This window comes from Pseudomonas matsuisoli, from assembly GCF_014647635.1.
Classification (GTDB): Bacteria; Pseudomonadota; Gammaproteobacteria; order Pseudomonadales; family Pseudomonadaceae; genus Pseudomonas_P; species Pseudomonas_P matsuisoli.
In genome coordinates this window covers 437,201-462,948 of sequence record NZ_BMPO01000001.1, presented here as the reverse complement: position 1 = coordinate 462,948, position 25,748 = coordinate 437,201, and the positions used below count along the sequence as shown (strand labels likewise).

Annotated in this window: 22 protein-coding genes and 1 tRNA gene; 13 read left to right on the top strand and 10 right to left on the bottom strand. The window is 60.2% G+C overall.

The window, feature by feature from the left end; genetic code table 11:
* Positions 1-98 precede the first annotated feature (98 nt).
* Positions 99-1,436 carry a 30S ribosomal protein S12 methylthiotransferase RimO gene (gene rimO, locus IEY47_RS02145; protein ID WP_188981486.1) on the top strand — a complete coding sequence of 446 codons (1,338 nt, stop codon included), beginning with the start codon at positions 99-101 and terminating at the stop codon, positions 1,434-1,436.
* Positions 1,437-1,581: 145 nt separating this feature from the next.
* Here rimO and IEY47_RS02140 read toward each other — a convergent pair whose 3' ends face one another.
* The gene (locus IEY47_RS02140; RefSeq protein ID WP_188981485.1) at positions 1,582-1,818 is read right to left on the bottom strand and encodes a DUF2061 domain-containing protein; all 237 of its coding nucleotides are present in this window, start codon (positions 1,816-1,818) and stop codon (positions 1,582-1,584) included.
* A 208-nt stretch (positions 1,819-2,026) separates the two neighbouring features.
* Here IEY47_RS02140 and IEY47_RS02135 point away from each other — a divergent pair, with 208 nt between their 5' ends.
* Positions 2,027-3,160 (top strand): MFS transporter, encoded by a 1,134-nt coding sequence (locus IEY47_RS02135; RefSeq protein WP_188981779.1) that lies wholly within the window; start codon positions 2,027-2,029, stop codon positions 3,158-3,160.
* A gap of 36 nt (positions 3,161-3,196) precedes the next feature.
* Entirely contained in the window at positions 3,197-3,529 is a 333-nt protein-coding gene (locus IEY47_RS02130; RefSeq protein ID WP_188981484.1) for a YnfA family protein, read from the top strand.
* Between the two features lie 169 nt (positions 3,530-3,698).
* On the opposite strand, the gene IEY47_RS02125 is transcribed toward IEY47_RS02130, so the two are convergent.
* The 4 genes from IEY47_RS02125 to IEY47_RS02110 form a co-directional block, all read right to left on the bottom strand.
* Positions 3,699-3,941 carry a YheU family protein gene (locus IEY47_RS02125; RefSeq protein ID WP_188981483.1) on the bottom strand — a complete coding sequence of 81 codons (243 nt, stop codon included), beginning with the start codon at positions 3,939-3,941 and terminating at the stop codon, positions 3,699-3,701.
* 65 nt (positions 3,942-4,006) lie between these two features.
* Complete coding sequence (locus IEY47_RS02120; protein WP_188981482.1) at positions 4,007-5,209, bottom strand: osmoprotectant NAGGN system M42 family peptidase; 1,203 nt, start codon at positions 5,207-5,209, stop codon at positions 4,007-4,009.
* Between the two features lie 224 nt (positions 5,210-5,433).
* Positions 5,434-7,176: an N-acetylglutaminylglutamine synthetase gene (ngg, locus tag IEY47_RS02115; RefSeq protein WP_188981481.1), complete on the bottom strand. Its 1,743-nt coding sequence runs from the start codon at positions 7,174-7,176 to the stop codon at positions 5,434-5,436.
* 126 nt (positions 7,177-7,302) lie between these two features.
* Positions 7,303-9,075: an N-acetylglutaminylglutamine amidotransferase gene (locus IEY47_RS02110; RefSeq protein WP_188981480.1), complete on the bottom strand. Its 1,773-nt coding sequence runs from the start codon at positions 9,073-9,075 to the stop codon at positions 7,303-7,305.
* A 316-nt stretch (positions 9,076-9,391) separates the two neighbouring features.
* Between IEY47_RS02110 and IEY47_RS02105 the strand changes: the two genes are divergently transcribed.
* Together IEY47_RS02105 and IEY47_RS02100 are read left to right on the top strand one after the other, a co-directional pair.
* Positions 9,392-9,901, top strand: a complete 510-nt coding sequence (locus tag IEY47_RS02105) for a MarR family winged helix-turn-helix transcriptional regulator (RefSeq protein WP_188981479.1) — start codon at positions 9,392-9,394, stop codon at positions 9,899-9,901.
* A 71-nt stretch (positions 9,902-9,972) separates the two neighbouring features.
* Positions 9,973-10,467 (top strand): GNAT family N-acetyltransferase, encoded by a 495-nt coding sequence (locus IEY47_RS02100; protein WP_373293507.1) that lies wholly within the window; start codon positions 9,973-9,975, stop codon positions 10,465-10,467.
* A gap of 80 nt (positions 10,468-10,547) precedes the next feature.
* Here the strand turns inward: IEY47_RS02100 and gap are convergent, their stop codons facing one another.
* Positions 10,548-11,540: a type I glyceraldehyde-3-phosphate dehydrogenase gene (gene gap, locus IEY47_RS02095; protein ID WP_188981477.1), complete on the bottom strand. Its 993-nt coding sequence runs from the start codon at positions 11,538-11,540 to the stop codon at positions 10,548-10,550.
* 221 nt (positions 11,541-11,761) lie between these two features.
* Here gap and dinG point away from each other — a divergent pair, with 221 nt between their 5' ends.
* Complete coding sequence (gene dinG / locus IEY47_RS02090) at positions 11,762-13,906, top strand: ATP-dependent DNA helicase DinG (RefSeq protein ID WP_188981476.1); 2,145 nt, start codon at positions 11,762-11,764, stop codon at positions 13,904-13,906.
* 271 nt (positions 13,907-14,177) lie between these two features.
* Here the strand turns inward: dinG and IEY47_RS02085 are convergent.
* A tRNA-Pro gene (locus tag IEY47_RS02085) sits at positions 14,178-14,254 on the bottom strand.
* A gap of 86 nt (positions 14,255-14,340) precedes the next feature.
* Positions 14,341-14,910 (bottom strand): molybdenum cofactor guanylyltransferase MobA, encoded by a 570-nt coding sequence (gene mobA / locus IEY47_RS02080; RefSeq protein WP_188981475.1) that lies wholly within the window; start codon positions 14,908-14,910, stop codon positions 14,341-14,343.
* A gap of 68 nt (positions 14,911-14,978) precedes the next feature.
* On the opposite strand from mobA, the gene moaB reads away from it, so the two are divergent.
* The 5 genes from moaB to IEY47_RS02055 all read left to right on the top strand — a co-directional run bounded on the left by moaB (position 14,979) and on the right by IEY47_RS02055 (position 20,116).
* Positions 14,979-15,518, top strand: a complete 540-nt coding sequence (gene moaB, locus IEY47_RS02075) for a molybdenum cofactor biosynthesis protein B (RefSeq protein ID WP_188981474.1) — start codon at positions 14,979-14,981, stop codon at positions 15,516-15,518.
* Positions 15,518-16,720 (top strand): molybdopterin molybdotransferase MoeA, encoded by a 1,203-nt coding sequence (locus IEY47_RS02070; protein WP_229779130.1) that lies wholly within the window; start codon positions 15,518-15,520, stop codon positions 16,718-16,720. The genes moaB and IEY47_RS02070 overlap by 1 nt, the downstream gene beginning before the upstream one ends.
* A 429-nt stretch (positions 16,721-17,149) precedes the next feature.
* Complete coding sequence (yegS, locus tag IEY47_RS02065) at positions 17,150-18,082, top strand: lipid kinase YegS (RefSeq protein ID WP_188981473.1); 933 nt, start codon at positions 17,150-17,152, stop codon at positions 18,080-18,082.
* 210 nt (positions 18,083-18,292) lie between these two features.
* On the top strand, positions 18,293-19,216 hold the full coding sequence (locus tag IEY47_RS02060; protein ID WP_188981472.1) for a chemotaxis protein CheV: 924 nt from the start codon (positions 18,293-18,295) through the stop codon (positions 19,214-19,216).
* Positions 19,217-19,315: 99 nt separating this feature from the next.
* Positions 19,316-20,116, top strand: coding sequence for an MOSC domain-containing protein (locus tag IEY47_RS02055; RefSeq protein WP_188981471.1), 801 nt, complete (start codon positions 19,316-19,318; stop codon positions 20,114-20,116).
* A gap of 79 nt (positions 20,117-20,195) precedes the next feature.
* Here IEY47_RS02055 and IEY47_RS02050 read toward each other — a convergent pair whose 3' ends face one another.
* Entirely contained in the window at positions 20,196-22,124 is a 1,929-nt protein-coding gene (locus IEY47_RS02050; protein WP_188981470.1) for a transglycosylase SLT domain-containing protein, read from the bottom strand.
* Positions 22,125-22,415: 291 nt separating this feature from the next.
* On the opposite strand from IEY47_RS02050, the gene IEY47_RS02045 reads away from it, so the two are divergent.
* Positions 22,416-24,338, top strand: a complete 1,923-nt coding sequence (locus tag IEY47_RS02045) for an ATP-binding cassette domain-containing protein (protein WP_188981469.1) — start codon at positions 22,416-22,418, stop codon at positions 24,336-24,338.
* An 85-nt stretch (positions 24,339-24,423) separates the two neighbouring features.
* Here the strand turns inward: IEY47_RS02045 and IEY47_RS02040 are convergent, their stop codons facing one another.
* Positions 24,424-24,864, bottom strand: coding sequence for a universal stress protein (locus IEY47_RS02040; RefSeq protein ID WP_188981468.1), 441 nt, complete (start codon positions 24,862-24,864; stop codon positions 24,424-24,426).
* 215 nt (positions 24,865-25,079) lie between these two features.
* On the opposite strand from IEY47_RS02040, the gene IEY47_RS02035 reads away from it, so the two are divergent.
* Complete coding sequence (locus IEY47_RS02035; protein WP_188981467.1) at positions 25,080-25,517, top strand: hypothetical protein; 438 nt, start codon at positions 25,080-25,082, stop codon at positions 25,515-25,517.
* Positions 25,518-25,748 lie beyond the last annotated feature (231 nt).

Sequence of the window (25,748 nt, the reverse complement as noted above, 5' to 3'; positions counted from 1 at the left end):
CGAAGGGCCACATGGCACTTCTCAGATGGGTAGCGCATCGCTAGAATTGCGCACTTTTTGATCAAGGGTGCCCTCTGAGCGCCCGCCGAGGTTAGCCCATGTCTACTGTTTCCACTCCCAAAGTCGGCTTTGTCAGCCTCGGCTGCCCGAAAGCTTTGGTCGATTCCGAGCGCATCCTGACGCAGCTTCGCATGGAAGGCTACGAAGTCGTGCCGAGTTACGAAGGCGCCGACGTCGTGGTCGTCAACACCTGCGGTTTCATCGATAGCGCCAAGGCGGAGTCGCTTGATGTCATCGGCGAAGCCATTGCCGAAAACGGCAAGGTCATCGTGACCGGCTGCATGGGCGTCGATGGAAACAATATTCGCGAGGTGCACCCCAGCGTTCTGGCGGTGACTGGGCCGCAGCAGTACGAGCAGGTGGTCAATGCGGTGCATGAAGTCGTGCCGCCGAAGGCCGAGCATAACCCGCTGATCGACCTCGTACCGCCGCAGGGTGTGAAGCTGACGCCACGTCACTACGCGTACCTGAAGATTTCCGAAGGCTGTAATCACAGTTGCAGCTTCTGCATCATTCCATCGATGCGGGGCAAGTTGGTCAGTCGCCCCGTCGGAGAGGTGCTGAGCGAAGCCGAGCGCTTGGTCAAGGCTGGCGTAAAAGAGCTGTTGGTGATTTCCCAAGACACCAGTGCCTATGGCGTGGACCTGAAATACAAGACCGATTTCTGGAATGGCCAGCCGGTCAAAACGCGGATGAAGGAACTGTGCGAAGCGCTTTCGAACCTGGGGGCGTGGGTTCGTCTGCACTATGTCTATCCCTATCCGAACGTCGACGACATCATTCCGCTGATGGTCGCAGGCAAGGTCTTGCCCTACCTAGACATTCCGTTTCAGCATGCGAGCCCGAAGGTGCTCAAGGCGATGAAGCGGCCGGCGTTCGAGGATCGCACCTTGGCGCGGATCAAGAGCTGGCGCGAGCAGTGCCCTGAGTTGGTCATTCGCTCGACGTTCATCGTCGGCTTCCCCGGCGAAACGGAAGAGGATTTCCAATACCTGCTGGATTGGCTGACCGAGGCGCAGCTTGATCGCGTGGGCTGCTTCCAGTATTCGCCGGTCGAAGGGGCACCGGCTAACGATCTAGGCCTCGAAACCGTTCCCGATGACGTGAAACAGGATCGTTGGGATCGTTTCATGGCCCATCAGCAGGCCATCAGCACCGCTCGCTTGCAGCGTCGGATCGGCCAGGAAATGGACGTGTTGATCGATGAGGTCGACCACGAGGGTGCGGTGGCACGTTCCTATGCCGATGCGCCTGAAATCGACGGCAGCGTGTTCATCGAGGGGACCGACTTCCAGCCGGGCGACCGCGTCCGGGTGCGCATTGTCGACGCCGATGAATACGATATGTGGGCTGAGCCGGTTCGGATTTCCCGCTAGAAGCGGGTAATGCCGCTTTACCTGTCATGCAAAGGCCCGCTCGTTCGAAGCGGGCTTTTGTTATCTGGTGTGCAAACGCTGAAGGGTGGGCCTACGCCTTTGCTATTCGAGCGCCGAAACCTAGGTATGGCAGCGGAAGCGCGCTTTAGAAATGGCGATGGCCGCACAAACGAAACGAGCCGTTGCCTCCTCGTCCATCGTTGTCTGCCTTGCGCGCTTCGATGCGCTTCCACACCTTATCGTGAAAATAGAACCCAACTGAATTGCAAAGCGGTTCTACGATCGCGACGAGGCCACTCACGGTGAAACTGCCGGTCAGTACATAAGCAACGCTGAACGCGATACAGAAATGCATGATGGTGAACGTGATGGTCTTGAGCATGGCAAATCACCGATAAGAATCATTGGCAATAAGCTACTGCTCTCATTTATTAGAATGAAATAATTGAAAGGGATGGTTCCGATAGCTTTCGCTAATTGAAGCGCGCTAGTAGCGGGTTGCAGTTAGGTAGTCATGTCGCTAGGTTACCCAGCCCCCTTACGGTCAACCTCAAGTGAAAAGCCCACTCGCCCTTTTTCCACTGTTGGCAATGGTGCTGGCCGCCATCAACCTGCGACCCGGTATCACCTCGCTGGCCCCACTGATCGAACGTGTTGCCGCCGAGCTATCGTTGGGTCGAGGCATCATCAGCCTGACCACCGCATTACCCGTGATGTGCATGGGATTACTCGCGCCTCTCGCACCTCGACTGGCGCTACGTTTCGGCCTGGAGCGCACGATCACCGGGTGCTTGGCCCTGCTGGGGCTTTCGCTGCTGCTGCGTCTCGGTAGCCATAACAGTGCGCTGTTGATCCTGAGCGCTGCCTGCCTAGGAATGGCCATCGCCATTATTGGTCCCCTGATGGCGGGCTTCATCAAGCGCCAGTTCAGAGAGCAATCCGGGCGGGTGGTGGGCTGGTACTCGCTGAGTATGGCTGTCGGGGGTAGCGCCGGTGCGGTGCTGACCGTGCCGTGGAGCCATGCCCTTGGAGACGACTGGACGCTCGGTCTAACGGTGTGGGCGGTGCCGGCGCTGATTGCTTTTGCGCTGTGGCTGTTCATTCCAAATGTCAAAGAGCCCTTCAACGCGAGGGAGACAGGCCGGCTGCCATGGACGCACAAACGCGCCTGGCTGATTACAGTGTTCTTCTCGCTGCAAGCTGGCGTTTTCTATGCGTTGGCTACGTGGCTGGTTGCCCGCTATAGCGAGGCAGGGTTCAGCGCGTTACGTGCCAATACGTTGTTCAGTACTTTCATGCTGGTGGGCTTGCCTGCTGCCTATCTCGTTCCGTGGGCTGCTCACCGGTTTCAGTCACGCTATCGGCTGTTGCAAGTGTGTGGCGCCGTTGCCACCACATGTCTGGCGATGGTGACGTTCAAACCGCTTGTTCTTCCCGATCTTTGGGCGGTGTTGATGGGTATTGCGTTGACCGGCTCGTTCTCCTTGTCGATGCTGCTGCCCATGCATGAAGCGCAGTCTCCCATGGCGGTCAGCCGATGGACCGCGATGATGCTTTGCGCGGGTTATTGCATTGCCTGTACCGCACCGGTGCTTGCCGGTGTGGGCCGCGATGCGGGCGGGTCGTATGTTTTGCCGTTCACGATTCTCACACTGATGGCGATGACGATGGTGCTCCTGGCCCTGTGGCTTGGGCAAACATCGCGGACCGATGGCCATGCTTAAATCGATAGCGAACATCCCCTGCTCAGGAGCATCTCTTTGCTGAATTACGTCTGGTTTCTTTGTGCCGCGCTTTTCGAAATCGCGGGGTGCTATGCGTTCTATCTCTGGTTGAGGATGGGTAAGAGTGCGCTGTGGATCATCCCGGGGTTGTTAAGCCTGACCCTCTTTGCCCTGCTGCTCACGCGCGTGGAGGCAGCATACGCTGGGCGTGCATATGCCGCGTATGGTGGCATCTACATCGTGGCGTCCATCGGCTGGCTGGCCGTTGTGGAGAAGGCAAGGCCATTGGGGACAGACTTGATCGGTGCGGCCTTGTGCGTCGTTGGTGCGAGCATCGTGCTGCTGGGACCGCGGTTCGCGCAGGGGTAAATTGACGTTAGCGGCAGGGCGTTGTGGTGTTACGACACACCGCTTTCGCGAGCAAGCTGAGCGCAGCCCGGCTGAGCGCAACCCGGCTGATCGCAGCCCTAGTTGCTCCTACAGAAGCAGGTGTGGGAAACCCGAGTTAGGGGGCGTGTCCCGCTAAGACGTGAACGGTTCAGTCCTCGCTCAGCGCGGTAATCCATTCCTGCGGAACGTCGCGGCGATGCATCAGCTGGCACTGCTGATTTTCCGCATCGAAGACGATAAACGCTTCCTTGCGTCGCAGTGCGTGCATGACGCGAGTGACCCGGGTTTCCAGCGGGGTGTCGTCGCCGTTGTCGGTGCCCTCACGGGTCACGAAGTCCTCGATCACACGGGTCAGTGTCTCGGGCTCGAGCAAGTCAAAGGGGATCAGCATTCGGATGTCTGCGGTAAAGGGGCGCGCAGTATGACGCCCCCGACGCATCAGGCAAGGTGCTCCCGTCAGCTGCGCTCCTGACCTTCGTTTTCGGGTCGGCCGATGAGCGTGTCCACGGGTGGTACGCGGGTATCATTTTCCATTTGCGCGTCGTGTTCGAGCTGGTGGCTGAACGGCTCGAGCGAGCCTTGTCGCGGTTTGGCGTCGCTGGCGAAGACTGGTGGGCTGAGCATGTACGCGGAGATCAGCCGGGTGAGCGCTACGAGGCTGTCGCGGTGGGTGCGTTCATAGCCATGCGTCGCGTCGCAACCGAAAGCGAGGAGGGCGGTACGGGTATCGTTCCCGGCCGCGACGGCGGATTGCGCATCACTGTGGTAGTAGCGAAACAGGTCTCGGCGGGTTGGGATGCTGTTGTGTTCGCCTAGGCGCAATAAGTGCCGCGACAAGTGATAGTCGTACGGGCCGCCAGAATCGAGCATGGCGACGCTGACCGCGTGCTCGCTGGAATATTGCCCGGTGGCCACGGGGGCGATATCGATTCCCACGAACTCACTGACATCCCACGGTAAGGCCCCCGCGGCGCCGGAGCCGACTTCCTCGGTAATGGTAAAGATCGGGTGGCAGTCGATGTATGGCTCTTCCCCGCTTTCCTTGACCGCTTTGAGCGCGGCGAGCAGGGCGGCGACCCCGGCCTTGTCATCGAGATGGCGCGCACTGATGTGCCCGCTTTCGGTGAATTCAGGCAGTGGGTCGAAGGCGATGAAGTCGCCGATGGACACACCCAGGCTTTCGCTGTCTGCGCGGCTTGCGGTGTAGGCATCCAGGCGAACTTCGATGTGATCCCAACTGATGGGCATGCTATCGACTTCGGTATTGAAAGCATGGCCTGACGCGAGAAGGGGCAGCACGCTCCCACGAATCACGCCGTGTTCGGTGAACAGGCTGATACGGCTGCCTTCGGCGAAGCGACTGGACCAGGTACCCACCGGCGCGAGCGTCAAGCGACCGTTGTCCTTGATGCCGCGCACCACGGCGCCGATGGTATCGAGGTGGGCAGAAACCGCACGGTCCGGACTGCTTTGGCGGCCTTTCAGCGTGGCGCGGATCGTCCCACGCCTCGTCAGCTCATATTCAATGCCAAGCTCGTCGAGCCGTTCAGCTACGTAGCGGACGATAGTGTCGGTAAAACCGGTCGGGCTGGGAATGGCGAGCATTTCCAATAACACCTGTTGCAGGTAGTTCAGATCCGGTTCGGGAAGGGTGTTCATTACGCATCTCCTTCGGGAATGCAAACGAGCCTGCAAGACAAGGCGCGGCTCGCTATGAGGGAGTGAAGGGTGGATGAGCGCTTCACGAAGCCAATCATAGGTCGTGAGCGATGTATGTCGGGTGGAACGAATGCGCCGCATGACGCGTCATCGAACAGTTGGGTCGTCCGGCGTCGCAGGGCCGTCGAAACATCGAGTCGCTCCATGAGCGCGTTGGCCAGTGCCTACGCGGGTGTTTTGCTCAGTGGAAACAACAGGTCGACGAAGCGCTCTGCGGTGGGTTGAGGTTCATGGTTCGCCAGGCCCGCGCGTTCGTTCGCCTCGATGAAGACATAGTCGGGTTCATCCGCGGCCTTGACCATCAGATCCAGGCCCACCATTGGGATTTCCAGTGCCCGCGCGGCTCTAACCGCGGCATCCACGAGTACCGGGTGGAGCTTGTCGGTGACGTCTTCGAGGATGCCGCCGGTGTGCAGATTCGCCGTACGGCGGACGGCCAGACATTCGCCTTCAGGCAACACGTCGTCGTAGCTGAAACCGGCTGCCCGCAGTGTGCGCTCGGTTTCGCTGTCCATCGGGATTTTGCTTTCTCCGCCGGTCGCGGCCTGACGTCGACGGCTCTGGGTCTCGATCAATTTGCGAATCGTATTGCGGCCATCGCCAATAACCGATGCCGGACGGCGGAGGGCGGCAGCAACTACTTCAAAGCCGATAACGAGGATGCGCAGATCGTGGCCTTCATGGAAGCTCTCCAGAAGCACACGGCTATCGAACTGACGCGCATGAGTCACGGCGGCCTGGACTTCTTCCAGTGTCGATAGATCGACAGCGACGCCCTGGCCCTGCTCACCGTCCACGGGTTTCACGACGATACGCTGATGCTGCTGCAGAAACGCTTCGACGTCTTCCTCGCTGCCTGCGAGCTGTTGCGCGGGCAACTTCAAACCGGCGGCGGACAGGTAGCGGTGGGTCAGCTGTTTGTCCTGGCACAGGGTCATGCTCACGGAACTGGTGAGATCCGAAAGCGATTCTCGGCAGCGAATTCGGCGACCGCCGTGGATCAACGTAAACAGCCCACTCTCGGCATCGTCCACCTGGACTTCGATACCACGCCGACTTGCCTCGTCCACGATGATGCGGGCATAGGGGTTGAGTTCGGCCTTCGGTCCCGGACCGATGAACAGTGACTGGTTGATCATGTTCTTGCGCTTGACCGCGAAGGTCGGTAGATCGCGAAAACCCAGCTTGGTGTAGAGCCCTTTTGCCTGCTTGTTGTCGTGCAGTACGGAAAGGTCGAGGTAGGCGAGCCCGCGCGACTGATAATGCTCGATCAGATGCCGCACCAGTGCTTCGCCCACGCCTGGACGCTGGCACTGCGGATCGACCGCCAGGCACCAGAGGCTGGAGCCCCGCTCTGGATCATTGAACGCTTCGCAGTGATTCAGCCCCATGACGGTGCCGAGCGCCTGGCCGCTGTCGACATCCTCGGCGATCCAATACACCGGACCGCCCTTTTCCCGGGACGTGATCTTCGCGGGGTCGACCTGCATCATGCCGCGTGTCTGGTAGAGCCGATTCACCGCCGCCCATTCCGCCTCGCTTTGGGCACGGCGAATATTGAATCCACGAAACGGACGACGTGCAGGGCGGTAATCGCTGAACCAGACCCGAAGCGTATCGGAGGGATCGAGGAACAATTGCTGCGGCGCGTAGGCAAGCACCTGCTGCGGCGCGGCGACATAGAGTGCGATGTCACGCATGCCGGGGTCTTCTTCCAGAAGATCGACCGCGAGCTTCGCAGGGTCGGAGTAGGTGTGGCCGATGAGCAAGCGCCCCCAGCCACAGTGCAGCGCGACCGGCCCCTGCGGCTCTTCCGCGCCACCTTCAGCGTAACGTGCCTGGAGGCGCTGATAGGACGGTGCCTGGCCCCGTAACAGACGTTGACCATAGGCGTAAGACTTCGGCATGTATCCTCCTGAACCGCTCACTGGAGCGGCGAGACGCTCTTCGATAGTTGGCAGGAAGAACGTCTCTTTTCGTTCATACGCAATTGGCTGCGCATACCTACTGCAGATGTTTGCGTGTCAACCGACCTACAGACCGTGTTCGTTCAGCCATAGGTTGAGTGCAGCAAGCTGCCAAAGTTTCGAGCCGCGCAGCGGTGTGAGCTGGCCATCCGGGTTACTCATCAGATTCTCGATCATGCCCCGGTCGAACAGCCCGCGGTCCTGACTTGGATCGGTCAGCAGCTCGCGAACCCAGCCAAGCGTCGCGCCTTGCAAGTGCTTGAGACCTGGCACCGGAAAGTAGCCTTTCGGACGATCGATCACTTCGGCAGGTATGACGCGGCGGGCGGCTTCCTTCAGGACGTGCTTGCCACCGTCGGGCAGTTTGAATTGGCCAGGAATACGCGCGGAAAGCTCAGCAACACGATAGTCCAGGAACGGTGTGCGCGCCTCGAGGCCCCAGGCCATCGTCATGTTGTCCACCCGTTTGACCGGATCGTCGACGAGCATCACGGTGCTGTCGATGCGCAGCGCCTTGTCTACGGCCGCCGATGCGCCGGGTTGAGCGAAGTGCGCGCGAACGAAATCGCCCGAGTAATCCTCGCTGACCCATTTAGGCTGTACCGTCTTCGCGTATTCCGCAAAATCGCGGTCGCGGAACGCGGCGAGATAGGCAGCGACCGGATCGCTCGAGCCGTCCACCTGCGGATACCAGTGGTAGCCCGCGAACAATTCGTCCGCGCCCTGGCCGCTCTGGACGACCTTGCAGTGTTTGCTCACTTCCCGGGACAGCAGGTAGAACGCGATGCAGTCATGACTGACCATCGGTTCGCTCATGGCACGGAAGGCAGCCGGCAACTGCTCGAGGATTTCGTGCTCGCCGATCCGTAATTGATGATGGCGCGTGCCGTAGTGTTTGGCGATGAGGTCGGAGTACTGGAACTCATCGCCGCGCTCGCCACCCGCATCTTCGAAGCCAATGGAAAAGGTGAGCAGGTTGTCCGCCGCACCCGCTTCGCGCAGCAGGCCGACCAACAGGCTGGAGTCCACACCACCAGACAACAGAACACCGACATCGACCGCCGCCCGCTGGCGGATGGCAACCGCTTCGCGCATCGTGTCGAGCACGCGGGTTTTCCAGTCTTCGAAGCCAAAACCTTCTTCTTCGGGCCGTGGGCCGTAGTCCAGGGTCCACCAGCGCTTCTGCACGGCTTTACCGGACGCATCGACCCGCATCCACGTGGCGGGCGGCAGTTTTTCAATGCCGTTGATGAGGGTATACGGAGCTGGGACGACCGCGTGGAAACTCATGTAGTGGTTCAACGCGATCGGGTTGATGGAGGTGTCGATATCCCCACCCTGCAACAACGCAGGCAGCGCTGACGCAAAGCGCAGGCGCCGATCGGTAAGGGAGAAATACAGTGGCTTCACGCCAAGGCGATCGCGGGCGATGAACAATTGGTGCGTGTCCCGCTCCCAAATGGCGAAGGCGAACATGCCGTTGAGCTTCGGCAGCATCGCCTCGCCCCACGCGTGGTAGGCCTTCAGCAACACTTCAGTGTCGCCACCCGAGAAGAAGCGGTAGCCCTTCGCTTCGAGTTCGGCGCGTATCTCCGGGTAGTTATAGATGGCCCCATTGAAGACCATCGAAAGCCCCAGCTCGGAGTCGATCATGGGCTGGCCGGACGCATCGTCCAAGTCCATGATCTTCAGCCGGCGATGCCCAAGGCCCAAGGGGCCACTGCTGTGGAAGCCACATGCGTCGGGGCCGCGAGACTCTAGATGATGGGTGATGCGCTCAACCGCTGACAGATCGCTTGGGCGCTTATCGAAGCGCAATTCTCCTGCAATGCCACACATATCCTTACCGGTTCTCCGTTGGGGAAATTCGTTCGAAGGCAAGCCCGCATCGCGCGATGTGCCGAGTGCGAAAAAGCCAATTCCTAAACGAACCAGACACTTTCAGGTCAAACTAAGTTCGATTCGACTAGGAGCGCATGGCGGCAATGGATAGGCCTGTGCATCTTTTTATCGGGATGAATGCTTTTGTAGGAGCCAGCTTGCTGGCGATCCGCTATTTGAAACGATCGCCAGCAAGCTGGCTCCTACATAAAGAGGACGCCCTGGGCGCGTGATAAACAAGGCGTGTGGCATCTGTCCATTCAAGATAAAAGTTATGTCTGAAACTAAAAATGTACGTTATCGAAGCTTCGAGGTGCCGCTTTATCAGGCGCTGCGTCGCTTACAACAATCCGCCGAGGTGCATGCAAAACGGCTATCTCGCTACGGCGGTTTGACCCCATTGCAGTTGTTGATTCTGCAGGTCATTGCGGTGGAGCGACGGCTGACGGCCAGCGAGCTGGCAGGGTTAGTCAGCCTGTCGCAGGCGTCCCTTTCAGGCGTGCTGGATCGTCTCGTCGCGCGCGGCATGATCACTCGGGAGCGCGATGAGCGAGATCGCCGCAAACAATGGCTCGACCTGGCGGACGCCGGGCGTGAGGCGATTGAGGAAGCACCGTCGCTATTGCCCAATCACGGCTTACAGCGTTTCATTGCGCTGCCGGATTGGGAGCGGCATGCATTGCTTGCCGCGCTGCTGCGGGCAGCGGATCTGTTCGGTGAGCCTGCGCTGGAAGCGCACGACAAGGCGCAACCCGCGGTGTCGAATGAGGGGTTAGCGAAATAGGCGGCTATGCTCGTCGAAGCGCTACAGTTGTCGGTCTAAGCCAACGATCTTCAAGAGCCCCCATGCCCAACATCCACCGCTTGGCCACGCTCCGCGACGTACCCCTGTTGATCGACTTCATATTCATGTATGGGTCGAATCAATGGAATCACCTGCCGATCGAACCGGTGCGCGCGCATTTAGAGGAGATTGGGTCCGGCCGAATCCGCGCGTTGCTTGCTGAAAGCCAAGGGCAGCTCCTTGGCTTCATTAGCTTCCAACCCGTTTCCCGTGAATTCTTACGCTATCAGCCAGCAGACAGGCTGGTGCACGCATACGTGTGCGAAGCGGTCGTGCATCGCGAAGCGGTAGGGAAGGGCATCGGCTCGGGGCTATTGTCTGCGGTGGTCGCGCACCTCATGGAAAATGGCGTGAGGGACATTTATATCGATCGCCATGCCGACAACGCGGCTTCCGCTGGCATGATGCGCAAGGCCGGCTTCGTCGAATTGGAAACCTACGATGATCCGCTTCGCCGCCCCAACGGCTCGCGGCAGACGACGGTGTGTCGGCTGCATATCGATTAGCTGTCGAACAGGATCGCGTTTTGTCAGACAGCGGGGCATGACGGCGTCGAGCCATGCCTCGCTGGACTACGGCGTTAGCCTTACGCCCACGCCTTGACGATATCGAGCATTCGGTTGGAGAACGCCCATTCGTTGTCGTACCAGGCGAGCACCTTTACCAAGTCGCCATGTACACGGGTGTGGTTCAGGTCTGCGACGCAGGACACCGGATACCCGTTGAAGTCGCTTGAAACGAGCGGCAGCTCGTTGCACTCCATCACCCCTTTCGGCAAGCGCGCGGCGCCTTCGCGAAGTGCTTGGTTGATCGCGTCTCGGTCGGTAGCGCGTTCGGCGTTGAAGCTCAAGTCAACGAGCGATACGTTCGGCGTCGGTACCCGGACGGCGAGGCCGTCCAAACGACCTTTGAGCTCGGGAAGCACCAGCCCAATGGCTTTGGCGGCCCCGGTCGACGTTGGAATCATGGACAAGGCGGCGGCGCGCGAGCGGTAGGGGTCGCCATGGTCCTTGTCCAGCAGGCTCTGGTCGTTGGTGTAGGAGTGCACAGTGGTCATGACGCCCTGGCGCAGGCCAACCGCTTCGTGCAGCACCTTGGCCAAGGGCGCAAGACAGTTGGTCGTGCAGGACGCGTTGGACACGATCTTCTGCTCGCCGAGCTTGTCGTGGTTGACGCCATAGACGACGGTAAGGTCCGCATCATCCATAGGATGTGACATCAACACACGCTTGGCACCCGCGGCGAGGTGTTGCTCGGCTTGCTCTCGCTTCTTCAGCCGGCCGGTGCATTCCAGTGCAACATCGATGTTCAGCTCTCCCCAAGGCAGCGCGCTGGGATCTTTGTTGCTCAGCAGGCGGATGGGCTGGTCGCGTACGTACAGCGTGTCGCCTTCCAGCCGGATGTCGCTCGTGAATCGGCCGAAGGTGGAGTCGAAGCGGGTCAGCTGTAGTAAGGATTCTGGGTTGCCCAGATCGTTGATTGCCTCGATCCGAATCGAGTCTTGTAAACCCTGTTCGAAACAGGTGCGCAAGATCGCGCGACCGATGCGGCCATAGCCATTGAGCGCAATGCGAAGCATGTGAGCCTCTCCTTTCGTCGGTGACTGTCCGCGTTAGGGGACGAGAAGGGGGGCAGAGTTCGGCAGAACTGACCAGCGCACGACGGGTTACCAACCGTATGGGGTTAGAGAAAGCAGTGCAGAAATACGCCACCGGGCAATCTCTACTGGCGATACGCGACATGCGCGTTATCATAGCGGCCCGTCCGCAGTACTGAAAATTTATCCAGGCTTTCTGCCCCATGCTCAGCCCCGAACTCAAGACCCAAATCCAGGGTGCCTACTCGCGTTTTCTCGAAGCGAAAGGCCTCAAGCCGCGCTATGGGCAGCGTCTTATGATTGCCGAAGTGGCGAAAGCCATGGGCACGATCAAGCACAACGACGAGGGCCAGCGAGACAGCGAACCGGCCGTCGTGGCCGTGGAAGCCGGAACGGGGACGGGCAAGACGGTGGCTTATGCCATGGCGTCGATTCCAATCGCCAAGGCGGCGGAAAAGCGCTTGGTCATTGCGACGGCAACTGTCGCGCTGCAAGAGCAAATCGTGCATAAGGATTTGCCCGATCTCATGCGCAACAGCGGGCTGAATTTCAGCTTTGCCCTGGCCAAGGGGCGCGGGCGCTATCTGTGTTTGTCCAAGCTGGATACGTTGCTGCAAGAAGGCGAAGCGCAAAGCGCGACGGCGCAGCTGTTCGAAGAGGACGGTTTCCACATAGATGTGGACGAACGCAGTCAGAAGTTATTCACGCAAATGGTCGAAAAGCTGGCCGGTAATCGCTGGGATGGAGACCGCGACAGTTGGCCCGAGGCATTGGAAGACGCCGATTGGGCTCGCCTGACCACCGACCATAGCCAATGCACCACGCGGCATTGCCCAAACTTCCAGCAATGCGCGTTCTATCGCGCTCGCGAAGGGATGACCAAAGTCGATGTCATCGTGACCAACCATGACATGGTACTCGCCGACCTCGCGCTGGGCGGTGGGGCGGTGCTTCCCGATCCGCGCGAGACCTTGTACGTCTTCGACGAAGGCCATCATCTGCCCGACAAGGCGATCGGGCACTTCGCGCATTTCACTCGGTTGCGCTCGACCGCCGATTGGCTGGGACAGATCGAAAAGAACCTCACCAAGCTACTCGCGCAGCATCCTCTGCCGGGCGAGCTGGGGCGTTTGATCGAAGGGGTTCCGGAGCTTGCGCGGGATTTGCGGACCCAGCAGCAATTCATGTTCGCGGCGTGCGAGCAGCTGGCGGACTTTCGTGCGGGCGAAGACATGGAAGGTCGGGAACGGCCGCGCCATCGCTTCGAGGGCGGGTTGGTGCCGGAGCATTTGCGCGAGCTCGGCATTGAGCTGAAAAAGGGCTTCGCCAAGCTTGTCGACGTTTTTACACGTTTGACAGAGCTGCTCAAGGAAGCGATGGATGGCGAAGGCAGCGTGGGTATCGCCAGCCATCAGGCCGAGGAGTGGTATCCGCTGTTCGGCAGTCTGCTGGCCCGCGCGAGCGGCAACTGGGAGTTATGGACGGCGTTCACGATCGAGGACCCCGAAGACAATCCGCCGATGGCACGTTGGCTGACCTTAGCGGAGGGCGGCGCGCTGTATGACATTGAAGTCAACGCGAGCCCGATCCTCGCGGCCGAGACCCTGCGGCGGAATCTTTGGAACGTTGCCTACGGCGCTGTGGTGACGTCCGCTACGCTCACGGCTCTCAACAGTTTCGACCGTTTTCGGATGCGAGCAGGGTTGCCGAAGGCAACCGTCACGACGGTCGTGCCCAGCCCGTTCCATCACGCGGATGCCGGGCTTCTACGCGTGCCGAATCTCAATGCTGACCCACGTGATGCGGCGGCGCACACGGCGGCCATCGTGCGGGAGTTGCCTGGGTTGGTGGAAGGCGCGCGCGGGACGCTCGTGCTGTTTTCGTCCCGGCGGCAAATGCAGGATGTGTTTGACGGGCTCGATCGGGACTGGCGCAAGCGTGTGTTCATTCAGGGCAATCTGTCCAAGCAGGAAACGCTGAACAAGCACAAGGCGCGAGTGGATGATGGGGAAGAGAGCGTGCTGTTCGGGTTAGCGAGCTTCGCCGAAGGGGTCGACCTGCCCGGTGCCTACTGCGAGCACGTCGTGATTGCCAAGATTCCTTTTGCCGTGCCGGATGATCCGGTTGAGGCGGCATTGGCGGAGTGGATCGAGGCGCGGGGCGGTAATCCGTTCATGGAAATCGCCGTTCCCGATGCGTCCCTTCGGCTGGTCCAGGCATGCGGCCGGCTGCTGCGTACCGAGTCCGACCGTGGCACCATCACGCTTCTCGATCGCCGTGTCGTCACCCAACGCTATGGCAAGGCCATCCTCAACGCGCTCCCGCCGTTCCGGCGGGAAATCAGCTAAAGGTCCAGACGGTCCCGTAGGGGCCTACCGGGCTGCGATCAGCTTGTGGACGATCGGCTTGTTGCGAATCGGTGGATGGCTTCGGCCATCCACCTTACAAATTCAGGGCAAGATTAGTTAAACGCGCACCGTACCACCTGTAGGAGCCAGCTTGCTGGCGATCAACGTACGGCCATGCAATACCGCTTTCTCAGTTGAATCGTGATCACCCACAAAAAAACCGGCGCAAAGGCCGGTTTCTTGTTGAAAAGCATTGCTGCTTTTCGGGATTTGGTCGGAGCGACTGGATTCGAACCAGCGACCTTCTCGTCCCGAACGAGACGCGCTACCAAGCTGCGCTACGCTCCGAAAGATGGGCGGCATTTTTACTGAAAAACGTTTGCCGCACAAGCGGTTAGTCCGCAGTCCAGCGCGCGGGTTCGCCGTAGATTACGTTAGACCAGCAAGTCCGGCGTATTGAAGTTCGCGAGCCTAGGATCGTCTTCCGCCACGTCCAACGCGATCGGATCGTATGCCCGCAGCACGCGTTGCGGACTTCGCTCCCCGGCGCGCCAGGCCTCTTCCATCGCGTCACGGATCGTCACGGGAAGCAGACAGAACATAGGTTGCCAAAAACCATTTTGGCGGACGATGGCGGGTCGCGGTCCGCTGCGTTCGCGAAGCGCTTGCAACAGGTACGCGTCCACCTGCGGGGCATCGCACGGGAGCACGAGCAGATAGGGGTGTCTGGCTGCGGCCAAGCCGGCCCTGATGCCCGCCATGGGGCCTGGAAAATCCGGCTCGTCATCCTGAATCAGGCGGTCTGCGTACGGTGCATAGCGTTCAGCGTTGCGATTGCAGGAAATGATGAGATCGTCGGTTTCCGGCCGTACCTGATCATGCAGCCAGGCGATCAAGGGGCGCCCGCGCCACTCCAGCAGCCCTTTGTCGCGGCCACCCATTCGCTGCCCACGGCCGCCGGCCAGGAGCAATACGGAGCAAGGGGGAAGAGCGTCGTCGGGCATGGTGATCTCCAGCGGAAGCCGTGTGATATAACACCGCCTTTTCTGGACCGACAAGTAGGCTGTTCATCATGAGTACCAAGCCCGACGCCGTTTTCGTGCCCCTGGCAATCGCCGTGCTGACGGTCAGCGATACCCGCACGACCGAAACCGATACCTCTGGCCAGCTCCTGGCCGATCGTCTGAAAGACGCCGGCCACATCCTCGCTGAGCGCGTGCTGCTCAAGGACGATCTCTACAAGATTCGCGCACAGGTCGCGCAATGGATTGCCAGCGATGCGATCCAAGTTGTGTTGGTCACAGGCGGAACCGGCTTTACCGGGCGCGACAGCACCCCAGAGGCCGTAGCCTGCTTGCTGGACAAGACCGTCGATGGTTTCGGTGAGTTGTTCCGGCAGATTTCCGTGGCGGATATTGGAACCTCTACCGTTCAATCGCGTGCGCTCGCGGGACTCGCCAACGGTACGCTGGTTTGCTGCATGCCGGGCTCCACCAACGCCTGCCGCACCGCATGGGAAGGCATCTTGTCCGAACAGTTGGATTCTCGTCATCGTCCGTGCAACTTCGTGCCGCACTTGAAGAAGATCGATGCCTGCGAGACGCGTGGCTGATGAGTAATGCTCTCATGCCGCTGGAGGCAGCGCTCGAGCGATTGTTGGCCCTGGCCGTCGCGGCGCCGATCCGCGAGCAGGAACAGGTTGCGTTGCACGAAGCAGACGGCCGTGTGCTGGCGGAGCCCTTAATCGCCTCGCTCGACCTACCGCCGTGGGATAACAGCGCAATGGACGGCTACGCGCTGCGGTTGGCTGATCTGGAAAGGCAGCCCCTGGCCGTCAGCCAGCGCATCCAGGCCGGTACTGCCCCTGGCCCGCTAAAACCCGGCACCTGTGCCCGCATTTTTACTGGCGCGCCCATGCCTGCGGGGGCCGATACGGTCGAAATGCAGGAAAATTGCGAGGTGGATGATGACGGCTGCGTACGTTTTCTTGGGACATTGAAGCCCGGTCAGAACGTACGGCCGCAGGGGCAGGAGACACGGGCAGGCGATACGGTTCTAGCCGCGGGCACACGTCTGGGGCCTGTCGAGCTTGGGCTGGCAGCCTCGCTTGGTTTCGACACGCTCGCGGTGAGGCGTCGACCTCGGGTCGCGTTGATCTCGACCGGTGACGAGTTGATCGAGCCCGGTCGTACCTTGGCCCCCGGGCAGATTTACAACAGCAATCGACGGCTGCTGGCGAGCTGGATCGAGCGCTTGGGATTCACGGTAATCGATGGCGGTATTTTGCCAGACGATCTGGAGCGGACACGGACCGCGCTGGCATCGCTGGCAGACGCCGATCTGATTCTTTCAACCGGCGGTGTATCGGTCGGCGAAGCGGATTTTCTTGGCGCCGCGTTACGCGAAGCGGGCGAACTGACGTTTTGGAAACTGGCCATCAAGCCGGGCAAGCCGCTCACGTGCGGGCATTACCGGGGAACGCCTGTCATTGGCCTGCCCGGTAATCCCGCTTCCACGCTGGTTACGTTTGGCCTGCTCGCACGGCCGTACCTATTGCGACGCCTGGGTGTGGAGCGCGTTGAGCCACTCGGCTTCGACGTACCCTGCGGCTTCGATTGGTCAAAGCCGGGCGGTCGGCGTGAGTACTTACGTGCTCGCCTCGAAGACGGCCGCGTGGTGCCGTATGCCAATCAGAGCTCCGGTGTCTTGCGAAGTGCGAGTTGGGCCGATGGCCTGGCCGAGATTCGTGAAGGTACGACGCCAAAAATGAACGACCGGGTGCGCTTCATCCCCTTCAGCGAGCTGTTGAACTAAACCGCTTCCATCCCGACGAGTCAGCCGACCGTTGCGCTAGGGTCTGTTGACGTTTGGCTCGCGGCCGCGCCGGAGCCTGTTTTTGCGCGAGGCTAGGCGCGAGATGCGTAGTTTGGTCATTCCAAATAAGCATTGAGTAACGACACCGCGCGCAAAAACAGGCCCGTCCCGGAGGGTTGCGCGGGAAATGGCCTCCGCTGTCGTTGCAGGACTTGGCAAGGGAGTAACCATTACCTGCGCTCTGCGCCCTAACCGGAGGTCATTTCTCGCAGCAACGCGGCTCGCGACGAAACGTCAACAGACCCTAAATCAAAGGCGGTGCATCGGTCGGCAATTTTTCGAAACTTTTCCGCTGCATACCCCTTCCAAGGCAGGTGAACGTCCCCCTCGGAGGCGCAATCGCGCGCTTCTCTCTCAGGAAATCAAGCGATGAACGAACGTAGAGCTCTGGTGATTCTGCACGGCAAGCAGGCGCAGAACGAAGAAGTGCGCGCAGCCATTCTGGCTAAGCGCGAGCAGGGCTGGGAGCTTGCCGTTCGGACGACCTGGGAAGGCGGTGATGCGCAGCGGATCACGAAAGAAGCAATCGACGCGGGCTATCCCACGGTGGTCGCAGGCGGTGGCGATGGCACGTTGCGCGATGTGGCCGAAGCCTTGGTGGCATGCGGCGGCAAAGCAAGCCTCGTGCTCTTGCCACTAGGGACGGCGAATGATTTTGCGCACGCCGCCGATGTGCCTTTGACGCCCGCGGAGGCGCTCGAACTGTTGGAGACGCCGCCAACGCCAATCGATGTCGGCGACATGGACGGTCATCAGTTTCTGAATATGGCCACGGGCGGTTTCGGCTCCCGGGTCACGGCCAGCACGTCGGAAGATCTGAAGAAAGTGCTTGGCGCTGGTGCGTATCTCATCACGGGCTTGACGCGGTTTTCGGAGCTGCGCTCGTCCTTCGGCCGTTTTCGTGGCCCGGATTTTTGCTGGGAGGGCGAATTTCTCGCGCTGGGAATCGGCAATGGTCGTACGGCCGGGGGCGGGCAGGCGTTGTGTCCGAACGCGCTGGTGAACGATGGCGTGTTCGACCTGTGCATCGTTCCCGCGGCCCAGGATGTCGTCGGCACATTTCGAACGCTGCTGAACGGAGGTATCCATGGCCTGGACACGGTTTCGGTCACCGCCCGCTTGCCTTGGATCGAGATCGAGGCGCCGGAAGGTTTGGACCTCAATCTAGACGGTGAGCCCCATCAGCGTACGGAAATGCACTTCAAGGTGCTGGCTGGCGTATTGCGGGTGCACTTGCCCACCACGTCCCCGCTAATAAACCCTTCGGCGCTACCGACGGAGAGCGCCACGACCGCGCTATGACGGCGTCGTCGTCCGTCCGCGTGACACGCTAAGGAAGGGAAGCGCTCGGAGAGACGCTCTCTTGGTCAAGCGGTGTCAACAGGCTGCGGAGCAATAGCCGTCAGGGCGAAAATTCCATACGCGATTGGGCCTACAGTTTTTCCATCGGCCGCCGATAGCGAGGGGCAGAGGCAAGTAGGCCTCCTTTCTGTCATGCCCTGAGGACCCAAGATGGCCGGCATTCTCGATACCGTCGATCAGCGCACCCAATTGGTGGGTGAGAATCGCCTGGAAATTCTCATGTTCCGCTTGCATGGGCGTCAGTTATTCGCGATCAACGTGTTCAAGGTGCAGGAAGTGCTGCAACTTCCAAAACTGACGTTGATGCCCCAGCGTCACCGTTGCGTGTGCGGCGTAATCAATCTGCGCGGCCAGACCCTACCGGTCGTCGACTTGTCCCAGGCTATCGGCCTGCGACCGCTGGTGCCCGATGAGAAGAGCACGATCATCGTGACAGAGTACAACCGCTCGGTGCAGGCGTTCCTGGTAGGCAGTGTCGATCGCATCATCAACCTGAACTGGGAATCCATTCAGCCACCGCCGAAAGGCGCCGGACGGCAGCACTATCTAACGGCGATCACCAAGGTCGACAATCAGATTGTCGAAGTCATCGATGTCGAGAAGGTGTTGGCCGAAATCGTGCCGATGAACACCAAGGTCTCCGAGGAAAAACTGGCCGATCCGCTGCTCGAAAAAGCGCGTGGGCGCGAGGTGCTGCTCGTCGACGATTCCAGCGTCGCGATCAATCAACTACGGGAAACCATGAATCAGCTTGGTATCCGCGCTCACGTGGCCAGCGATGGGCTGCGTGGGCTCGCTCTCTTGAAGAAGTGGGCGGATGCCGGCGAGATCGTGACTGACCGCTTGCTGATGGTTTTCACCGATGCGGAAATGCCCGAGATGGATGGTTATCGCTTGACCACCGAAATCCGTCAGGACCCGCGGTTGCGCGACCTTTATGTCGTGTTGCACACCTCCCTTTCTGGAAGCTTCAACGAAGCGATGGTGAAGAAGGTCGGCTGCGACAACTTCCTGTCCAAATTCCAGCCCGACAAGCTCGTGGATGTCATCCGCGAACGATTGGCGCTCGGCTGATCGGTCGACGGGGGCAACTGAGCGATCCGCAACGTCTGGGGCCGCTGGCAACGATGGCGTATTCTGTCGCTACTCTTTGAGCTCGACAGGATCGTTCCCATGCGTCTATCCGGGTTGTATCGCTACCCTCTGAAATCTTCCGTTGCCGAACCCCTGACCGTTTCCGCTATCGGCGCATTGGGCCTCGAGGGTGATCGCCGTTGGTTGGTCGTGGATGAAACCAACGGCCGCTTCATGACGCAGCGTCAGTTCCCTCGAATGACCCAGTTAACGGCGCGCTATACCGACGACGGTCTAAACCTCAGTGCACCCGGATATGGCGCCATCGATGTGCCCCAGCCTGCCGAGAATGCGCTCGAACGCGGCGTAACCGTGTGGACCGACACGCTGCGCGTGCCAGATGCCGGTGACGCGGCGGCGGCTTGGCTGAGCGCGTTCTTCGAGCGTTCTTGTCGGCTGGTGTATATGCCAGAAGACTGCATTCGCTTGGTCAATGGCGCGGAACCTGGTGATCGAGTGTCCTTCGCCGATGGCTTCCCTGTTTTGCTGATCGGCGAGGGCTCGTTAGCGGATTTGTCGCAGCGGGTCGGGCGCTCGCTGGAAATGCTTCGGTTCCGACCGAACCTGGTCATCAGTGGTATCGAGCCCTATGCGGAAGACCGTTGGAAGCGCGTTCGCATCGGCGAGCTCGAGTTCCGGATCGCGAAACCCTGCACCCGCTGCGTCATGACGACGCTCGACCCGGAAACCGGCGAAAAAAGCAGTGATCTCGAGCCGCTGAAAACCCTTGCCACCTATCGAAAGGGCGAGGGCGGGGTGCTGTTCGGCCAAAACCTGGTCTGCGATGGGATCGGCCGACTGGAAGTGGGAATGGCTGTCGAGGTAGTGGAGTACAGGTGATCCGTAGGGCGGGTAAAACCCGCAGCGTTTTGCGGATATTCACGCGGGTTTCACCCGCCCTACGTGTACGTCGTGTCCTTCAGATATCGTCGAAGTACCGCTCGTGCCAGTCCACGACGGGCTGCGGATTGTTGAGTTTCTGTCCGTAGATGACCGCGTAGGACAGCACGTTCTGTACGTACTGACGGGTCTCATTGAACGGGATGTTCTCGACCCAGACATCAAAGGCCAGGTGACGCGCATCTTTCAGCCATTGCCGCACGCGGCCCGGTCCTGCGTTATACGCTGCGGATGCCAGCACCCGATTGCCGTTGAACTGCGCGTGGACCTGGCTCAAGTAGGCGGCGCCCAGTTGGATGTTCGTATCCGGCAGCACCAGATTGTTGATATTGGTTAGCGGAATGTCGAAGCGCCGTGCGGTCTCCCGGGCCGTCGCTGGCATCAGCTGCATGAGGCCGGTGGCGCCTACGCCGGAGCGTGCATCGGCCATGAATGCGCTTTCTTGCCGCGTGATCGCGAATACCCAGCTCGAATGAAGGCCTCGTGCCTTGGCTTCGCGCACGAGCGTGTCGCGGTAGGCCATGGGGAAACGTATATCGAGGTCGTCCCAATATTTCGCCTGGCTGATGGTGCGAATCGCCGGGAAATACCAGCCCATGTCATAGGCCATGCGTGCCTGGGCGACCATCTCGTCGCGGTCGAGGAATTTGGAGACGTGGTACCACTCCCGCCGCGCATTGACCACTTCGCCCCGCGCATAGAATTCCAGCGCACGCTGGATTCCCGGCGTATTGCGCACCTTGCGCTCGACGGCGTTGCTCAGGACCAGAGGCCGGTTGTTGACGCTGTAAGGGGCCTGGATACGGTCTGCCGCAAGGAAGCCGTAGAAATCCCTCTCCTGGGCGACCGGCTTGTACAAGGCCACCGCTTCTTTGCTGTTGGGGCGGGCAAGTTCCAGGCTTCGGGCGCGCCAGTATTGCCAGCGGCTGGTCTCGGACAGGGACGTGGGCATGCGGCTGATGAGCGTGTAGGCTTCTTCCCAACGCCCCAGTCGAAGCAGGAGGCGCGCATGCCATTCGCTAACGGTGTCGTCCTGCAGATTCGGGTCGTATCGGTCCAATATCGGCAGGGCGCGCGCATCGAAACGGCGGGCGAGAGTAAGACCGATCTCGCGCGCAATTGCGACTTTCTCGCTGCTCGAAAAGTCCATCCGCGCGGCATAGACATCCAGCAACGGCACGGCTTTCTCCGGGTCTTCACGGGCTAACCGCCGCAGGCCGACACTCACGACATCGGACATAACTTCGTCGGCTGGCAGGAAGCGGCCAGTCTGCTGGAGAATTTGCGGCTTTTGCGCCACTTCGATCAGCAACGCGGCGTGTTTGCCTAGCGAGGTGAGCGACTTGCTCAAATGCGTGGCAAGGCCAAATTCGCGGGCTTCGGTCGCCAGTTTCACGCGCTGCCAGCGTTTGCTTTCAGTCAGTTGGCCCCGCGCCGCCCATTGGTCGAAGAGCGCATCACATGCGTTCGGTTGCGATTTACCCACCAGCCACAGCTGCTCTGCGGTCTTGAAGCCTTCGGCTTCCTGGCGATGCGACAGCTGATACTGACCGTACAGGCAATCGAGCTCTGTGAAATTCATCGCCGGATCGTAGTAATCCACGAAGGTCTGCCATTCGCCGCGCTCGGCTAACCAGCGTAGCCAGCGCAGTTTCATCCAGTTCGCCTGGGGGAGATCGCCGTGGTCCGCCAGGAACGCTTTGACCTCGCTGTTGCTCGCGCTCTTGAGACGAGCCGTCAGTTCGTCATATGCCAGGTAAGGCTCCAGCGGGTAGCCGCTCAATGCGGACGCGTAGCGGCGATAAGGCTCACTGTTGCCTTTTTCCAAGGCCGCTTTGGCTTCGTTGTAGTACTGGCGTTGTTCGGCCAGGGTGGCGGCATTGGCACTTTGCAAGGTGAGAAGGGCGAGGGAGAGACCACAGCAGAGACTGATCAGACGATCACGCATGACACTTCCGAACGAGAGGGTGAGCCGATGGCGGCAAGAGGCTACCGCCAGATGGTTAGGCTAGCTTAGCCCGTGCTATTCCGGGATGGGAAGCACAAGGCCTGGCTCCCGACGGGCGACGAAACAACAGGTTGCAAACGAGGCTGCCGCGTACGTTATGGAGGAATGGGAGCAGGTGTGACCACGGCGTATTGGGCTTGCTGATTCGAAGTAAATGCCCGCCAACAACGTTGGTGCTCGCGAGATGCCGGGGACGCTCTTAGAATGGCCGCCTGTTCCATGGAGAATCACATGACGCTGCTCAAGTTTACCGCTGTCTCACTTGCCTACGGGGCCGTACCACTGCTGGACGGGGTCTCCTGGCAAATCGCCCGGGGGGAGCGCGTTTGCGTCATTGGCCGTAACGGTACGGGCAAGTCGAGCATGTTGCGCCTCGTAAAAGGCGATCAGCATGCCGACGACGGCGAAATTTGGCGTGCGCCAGCGCTGAAGATCGGCGAGTTGCCCCAGGAGTTGCCGCGTGCGGATGACCGCACGGTATTCGATGTGGTTGCGGCGGGTTTGTCGGGTGTTGGCGAGCTTCTGACCGAGTTTCATCGGCTCAGCCTCAATATCGTTACCGAGGAGGACCTGACCCGCCTCGCTCGCGTACAGCAAGAACTCGAAGCCCGTGATGGTTGGCGTTTGCAACAGTTGGTCGAAAGTACCCTGAGCCGTTTGCAGCTGCCGGCTGAAAAGACGCTTGCGGAGCTTTCCGGGGGTTGGCGGCGGCGCGTCTTGCTTGCGCAAGCGCTGGTCGCCGAGCCCGATCTGTTGCTGCTGGACGAACCAACCAACCACTTGGATATCGGCGCGATCGCTTGGCTTGAAGAAGCCCTCATGGGGTTCACCGGCGCGGTAATGTTCATTACCCACGACCGGGCCTTCCTGCAAAACCTCGCCACTCGGATTCTCGAACTCGACCGTGGACACCTCATCGATTGGAACGGCGACTACGCCAGTTTCCTGGTGCACAAGGAACAGCAATTGGCGGCCGAGGAAGCGGCCAATGCACTGTTCGATAAGCGTCTTGCGCAAGAGGAGGTGTGGATTCGCCAAGGCATCAAGGCGCGACGCACCCGTAATGAAGGCCGTGTTCGCGCGCTGAAGGCCATGCGCGCTGAGCGGGGCGAGCGACGCAACCGTCAGGGCACCGCCAATTTCCAGCTCGAGGTTGCGGATAAATCCGGCAAACAGGTCATTGTCGCCGAGCAGGTTTCATTCGGTCATGCGGGGCAGGTACCGATCATTCGAGACTTTTCGATGGTGGTGCAACGCGGGGACCGCATTGGCCTCCTCGGTGCGAACGGAACGGGCAAGACCACTCTCCTGAAATTGCTGCTCGGCGAGCTGCAGCCGACCTCGGGCACTATCGAAAGTGGAACCAAGCTCGAGATTGCCTATTTCGATCAGTTGCGTCTGCAGTTAGAGCCGGAAAAAACGGTGGTCGACAACGTCGCCGAAGGACGCGATTTCATCAGCATCAACGGGCAGAATCGGCATGTGCTGAGCTACCTGGGCGACTTTCTGTTCAGCCCGCAGCGTGCCCGCACGCCAGTCAAGGCGTTGTCCGGCGGCGAGCGGGCGCGTCTGCTCTTGGCGAAGCTTTTCAGCAAGCCCGCGAACATGTTGGTGCTCGACGAGCCGACCAACGACCTCGATGTCGAAACCCTCGAATTGCTGGAAGAGATCCTGCTGGATTTCCAGGGCACCGTACTGATGGTCAGCCACGACCGGGCCTTCCTGGACAACGTCGTTACCAGCACGCTGGTCTTCGAAGGCGAGGGGCGGATTCGGGAATATGTCGGTGGCTACCAGGATTGGTTGCGCCAGGGCGGTTCACCGCGATTACTGGGCGTCGGTGAGCGGCCATCTACCGGCACTTCATCAACTAAGCCAGCCGCTGATGCGCAAAAGCCTGCCGAGCCCGAGTCCACCGCGGGTGAAGCGACGCCGAGGAAAAAGCTCAGCTATAAATTGCAGCGCGAACTGGACGCTATCCCGGGACAAATTGACGCCTTGGAAAAGAAGCTTGCAGCGCTCAATGAAACGATATCGGCGCCGGACTTCTATAGCCGGCCTGGCACGGAAACAACGGCCGTACTGGCGGACATGGAGCACGTGCAGCAGGAGCTCGATGCACTGCTGGAGCGCTGGGCCGAATTGGAGGAATAAGGGGGCGCGTGTGGCAGTCTCTGCCACACGCGCAGGGCTCGAACGTTTCAGCGATGTTCCTATGGCCTACAGCGCTTCGCTTTCTTCAAGCGGTGGTCTTTTCAAGCTTCACCGCGAGTACGTCGCAAGGCGCGCCATGCAGTACGTCATTGGCAGTCGATCCAAGCAGTAACGCAAGACCATGGCGGCCATGGCTGCCGACCACGATCATGTCGCAACCTTGCTCTTCGGCAAGCCGATGGATTTCCTGACGCGGCTGACCATAAGCCAAATGCTTGTTCTCAGCTGGAACGTTGTGCCGCTCCGTGAACGCATCAAGGCGCTCGCGGGCCTGCTCGAATTGCTGCTGCTGCAGCATCGACAAATCCATGGGAACGTCGCCGCCGAAGGCCATGGCCATCGGCTCCACGATATGGATCAGGGAAAACTTAGCCTGGCAACTTTCTGCAAGCGCCTGAGCGCGGCGGATGACGGGATGGCAATCGTCGGCAAGGTCGATGGCGACCAGAATGTGGCGGTAGATCATGGCACTCTCCTTGATATCGAGCTGAGTACGCAGCGCGGCGAGCATTGGCTCTGCCGCGCCCGGTTTACACGTTGGCTACGGCGCGGTTTGGCGACTTGGGCGAATGGTCAGGCAAAAAGCCGCCCGCATGTCGCATCAGTTTTATTTCTCCACGTTTCCTTATATAGAGGAGCGATGGGGGTATCTCCGCTTCTTTCTATTTATTGGCATAACGTATGACCGTCTGGATCGTCCTGTTGCTCCTATTGGCTGTGCTCAGCCCGCTTACCTGGCTGATTCCCTCACGGCGGCAAAAAGGCAGCATGGAAGTACGCCTGCAGGCCCGCCGGCTAGGGCTTTCCATGCAGCTTGCCGAGCAACATTGGCCTCACTGGCAGCAGCCGGAGCCGCCACAGCGTTGCGGGCAGTATTATGTTCCACGTCGACGCAGCAGTGTCGATATTTGGAGTTATTGGCAGGCCAGCCCCGGGGTTTGGGTGAACCAATGGCGCGAACCCTGTAGCGATGCTCGCGTCGTTGCGCGTCTTGCCGAGCTTCCTGCCGACGCTTTCAAGGTGGACGCCGGCGCGCAGCTTCTTTCTGTCTATTGGGGCGAGCGCGGGGGAGAGGGGGCGTTGGAGAAAGTACATGCGGTGCTCAAAGCGTTGGCCTAAGCGAGGGGCGATCGCCGGAGGTGATCGCGATGAATCCGCTAAGCCACTGATATCGTATTGATCGCAAATCCGCATTCGCGGGCAAGCCCGCTCCTACAACTCCACTTCCATACCCTGTAGGAGCGGGCCGGGCGGCGATCAGCTTGTCCGCGAGTGCGCTATCGGCCTCCGTTTTAACGCCGGATCTCGCCCCGGCCCTGTAGACCTTGCGCCATGCAGACTTACACTCTG

Coding starts and splice junctions, on each gene's coding strand:
- IEY47_RS02110 (WP_188981480.1), bottom strand. CDS start 9,075: ATGTGTGGCATTGCAGGAGAATTGCGCTTCGATAAGCGCCCAAGCGAT.
- IEY47_RS02140 (WP_188981485.1), bottom strand. CDS start 1,818: ATGCTCAAGACCATCACGTTCACCATCATGCATTTCTGTATCGCGTTC.
- IEY47_RS02120 (WP_188981482.1), bottom strand. CDS start 5,209: ATGAACACCCTTCCCGAACCGGATCTGAACTACCTGCAACAGGTGTTA.
- IEY47_RS02035 (WP_188981467.1), top strand. CDS start 25,080: ATGACCGTCTGGATCGTCCTGTTGCTCCTATTGGCTGTGCTCAGCCCG.
- IEY47_RS02135 (WP_188981779.1), top strand. CDS start 2,027: ATGGTGCTGGCCGCCATCAACCTGCGACCCGGTATCACCTCGCTGGCC.
- IEY47_RS02060 (WP_188981472.1), top strand. CDS start 18,293: ATGGCCGGCATTCTCGATACCGTCGATCAGCGCACCCAATTGGTGGGT.
- IEY47_RS02070 (WP_229779130.1), top strand. CDS start 15,518: ATGAGTAATGCTCTCATGCCGCTGGAGGCAGCGCTCGAGCGATTGTTG.
- mobA (WP_188981475.1), bottom strand. CDS start 14,910: ATGCCCGACGACGCTCTTCCCCCTTGCTCCGTATTGCTCCTGGCCGGC.
- IEY47_RS02050 (WP_188981470.1), bottom strand. CDS start 22,124: ATGCGTGATCGTCTGATCAGTCTCTGCTGTGGTCTCTCCCTCGCCCTT.
- IEY47_RS02055 (WP_188981471.1), top strand. CDS start 19,316: ATGCGTCTATCCGGGTTGTATCGCTACCCTCTGAAATCTTCCGTTGCC.
- gap (WP_188981477.1), bottom strand. CDS start 11,540: ATGCTTCGCATTGCGCTCAATGGCTATGGCCGCATCGGTCGCGCGATC.
- moaB (WP_188981474.1), top strand. CDS start 14,979: ATGAGTACCAAGCCCGACGCCGTTTTCGTGCCCCTGGCAATCGCCGTG.
- ngg (WP_188981481.1), bottom strand. CDS start 7,176: ATGCCGAAGTCTTACGCCTATGGTCAACGTCTGTTACGGGGCCAGGCA.
- IEY47_RS02125 (WP_188981483.1), bottom strand. CDS start 3,941: ATGCTGATCCCCTTTGACTTGCTCGAGCCCGAGACACTGACCCGTGTG.
- IEY47_RS02045 (WP_188981469.1), top strand. CDS start 22,416: ATGACGCTGCTCAAGTTTACCGCTGTCTCACTTGCCTACGGGGCCGTA.
- IEY47_RS02105 (WP_188981479.1), top strand. CDS start 9,392: ATGTCTGAAACTAAAAATGTACGTTATCGAAGCTTCGAGGTGCCGCTT.
- yegS (WP_188981473.1), top strand. CDS start 17,150: ATGAACGAACGTAGAGCTCTGGTGATTCTGCACGGCAAGCAGGCGCAG.
- IEY47_RS02040 (WP_188981468.1), bottom strand. CDS start 24,864: ATGATCTACCGCCACATTCTGGTCGCCATCGACCTTGCCGACGATTGC.
- rimO (WP_188981486.1), top strand. CDS start 99: ATGTCTACTGTTTCCACTCCCAAAGTCGGCTTTGTCAGCCTCGGCTGC.
- dinG (WP_188981476.1), top strand. CDS start 11,762: ATGCTCAGCCCCGAACTCAAGACCCAAATCCAGGGTGCCTACTCGCGT.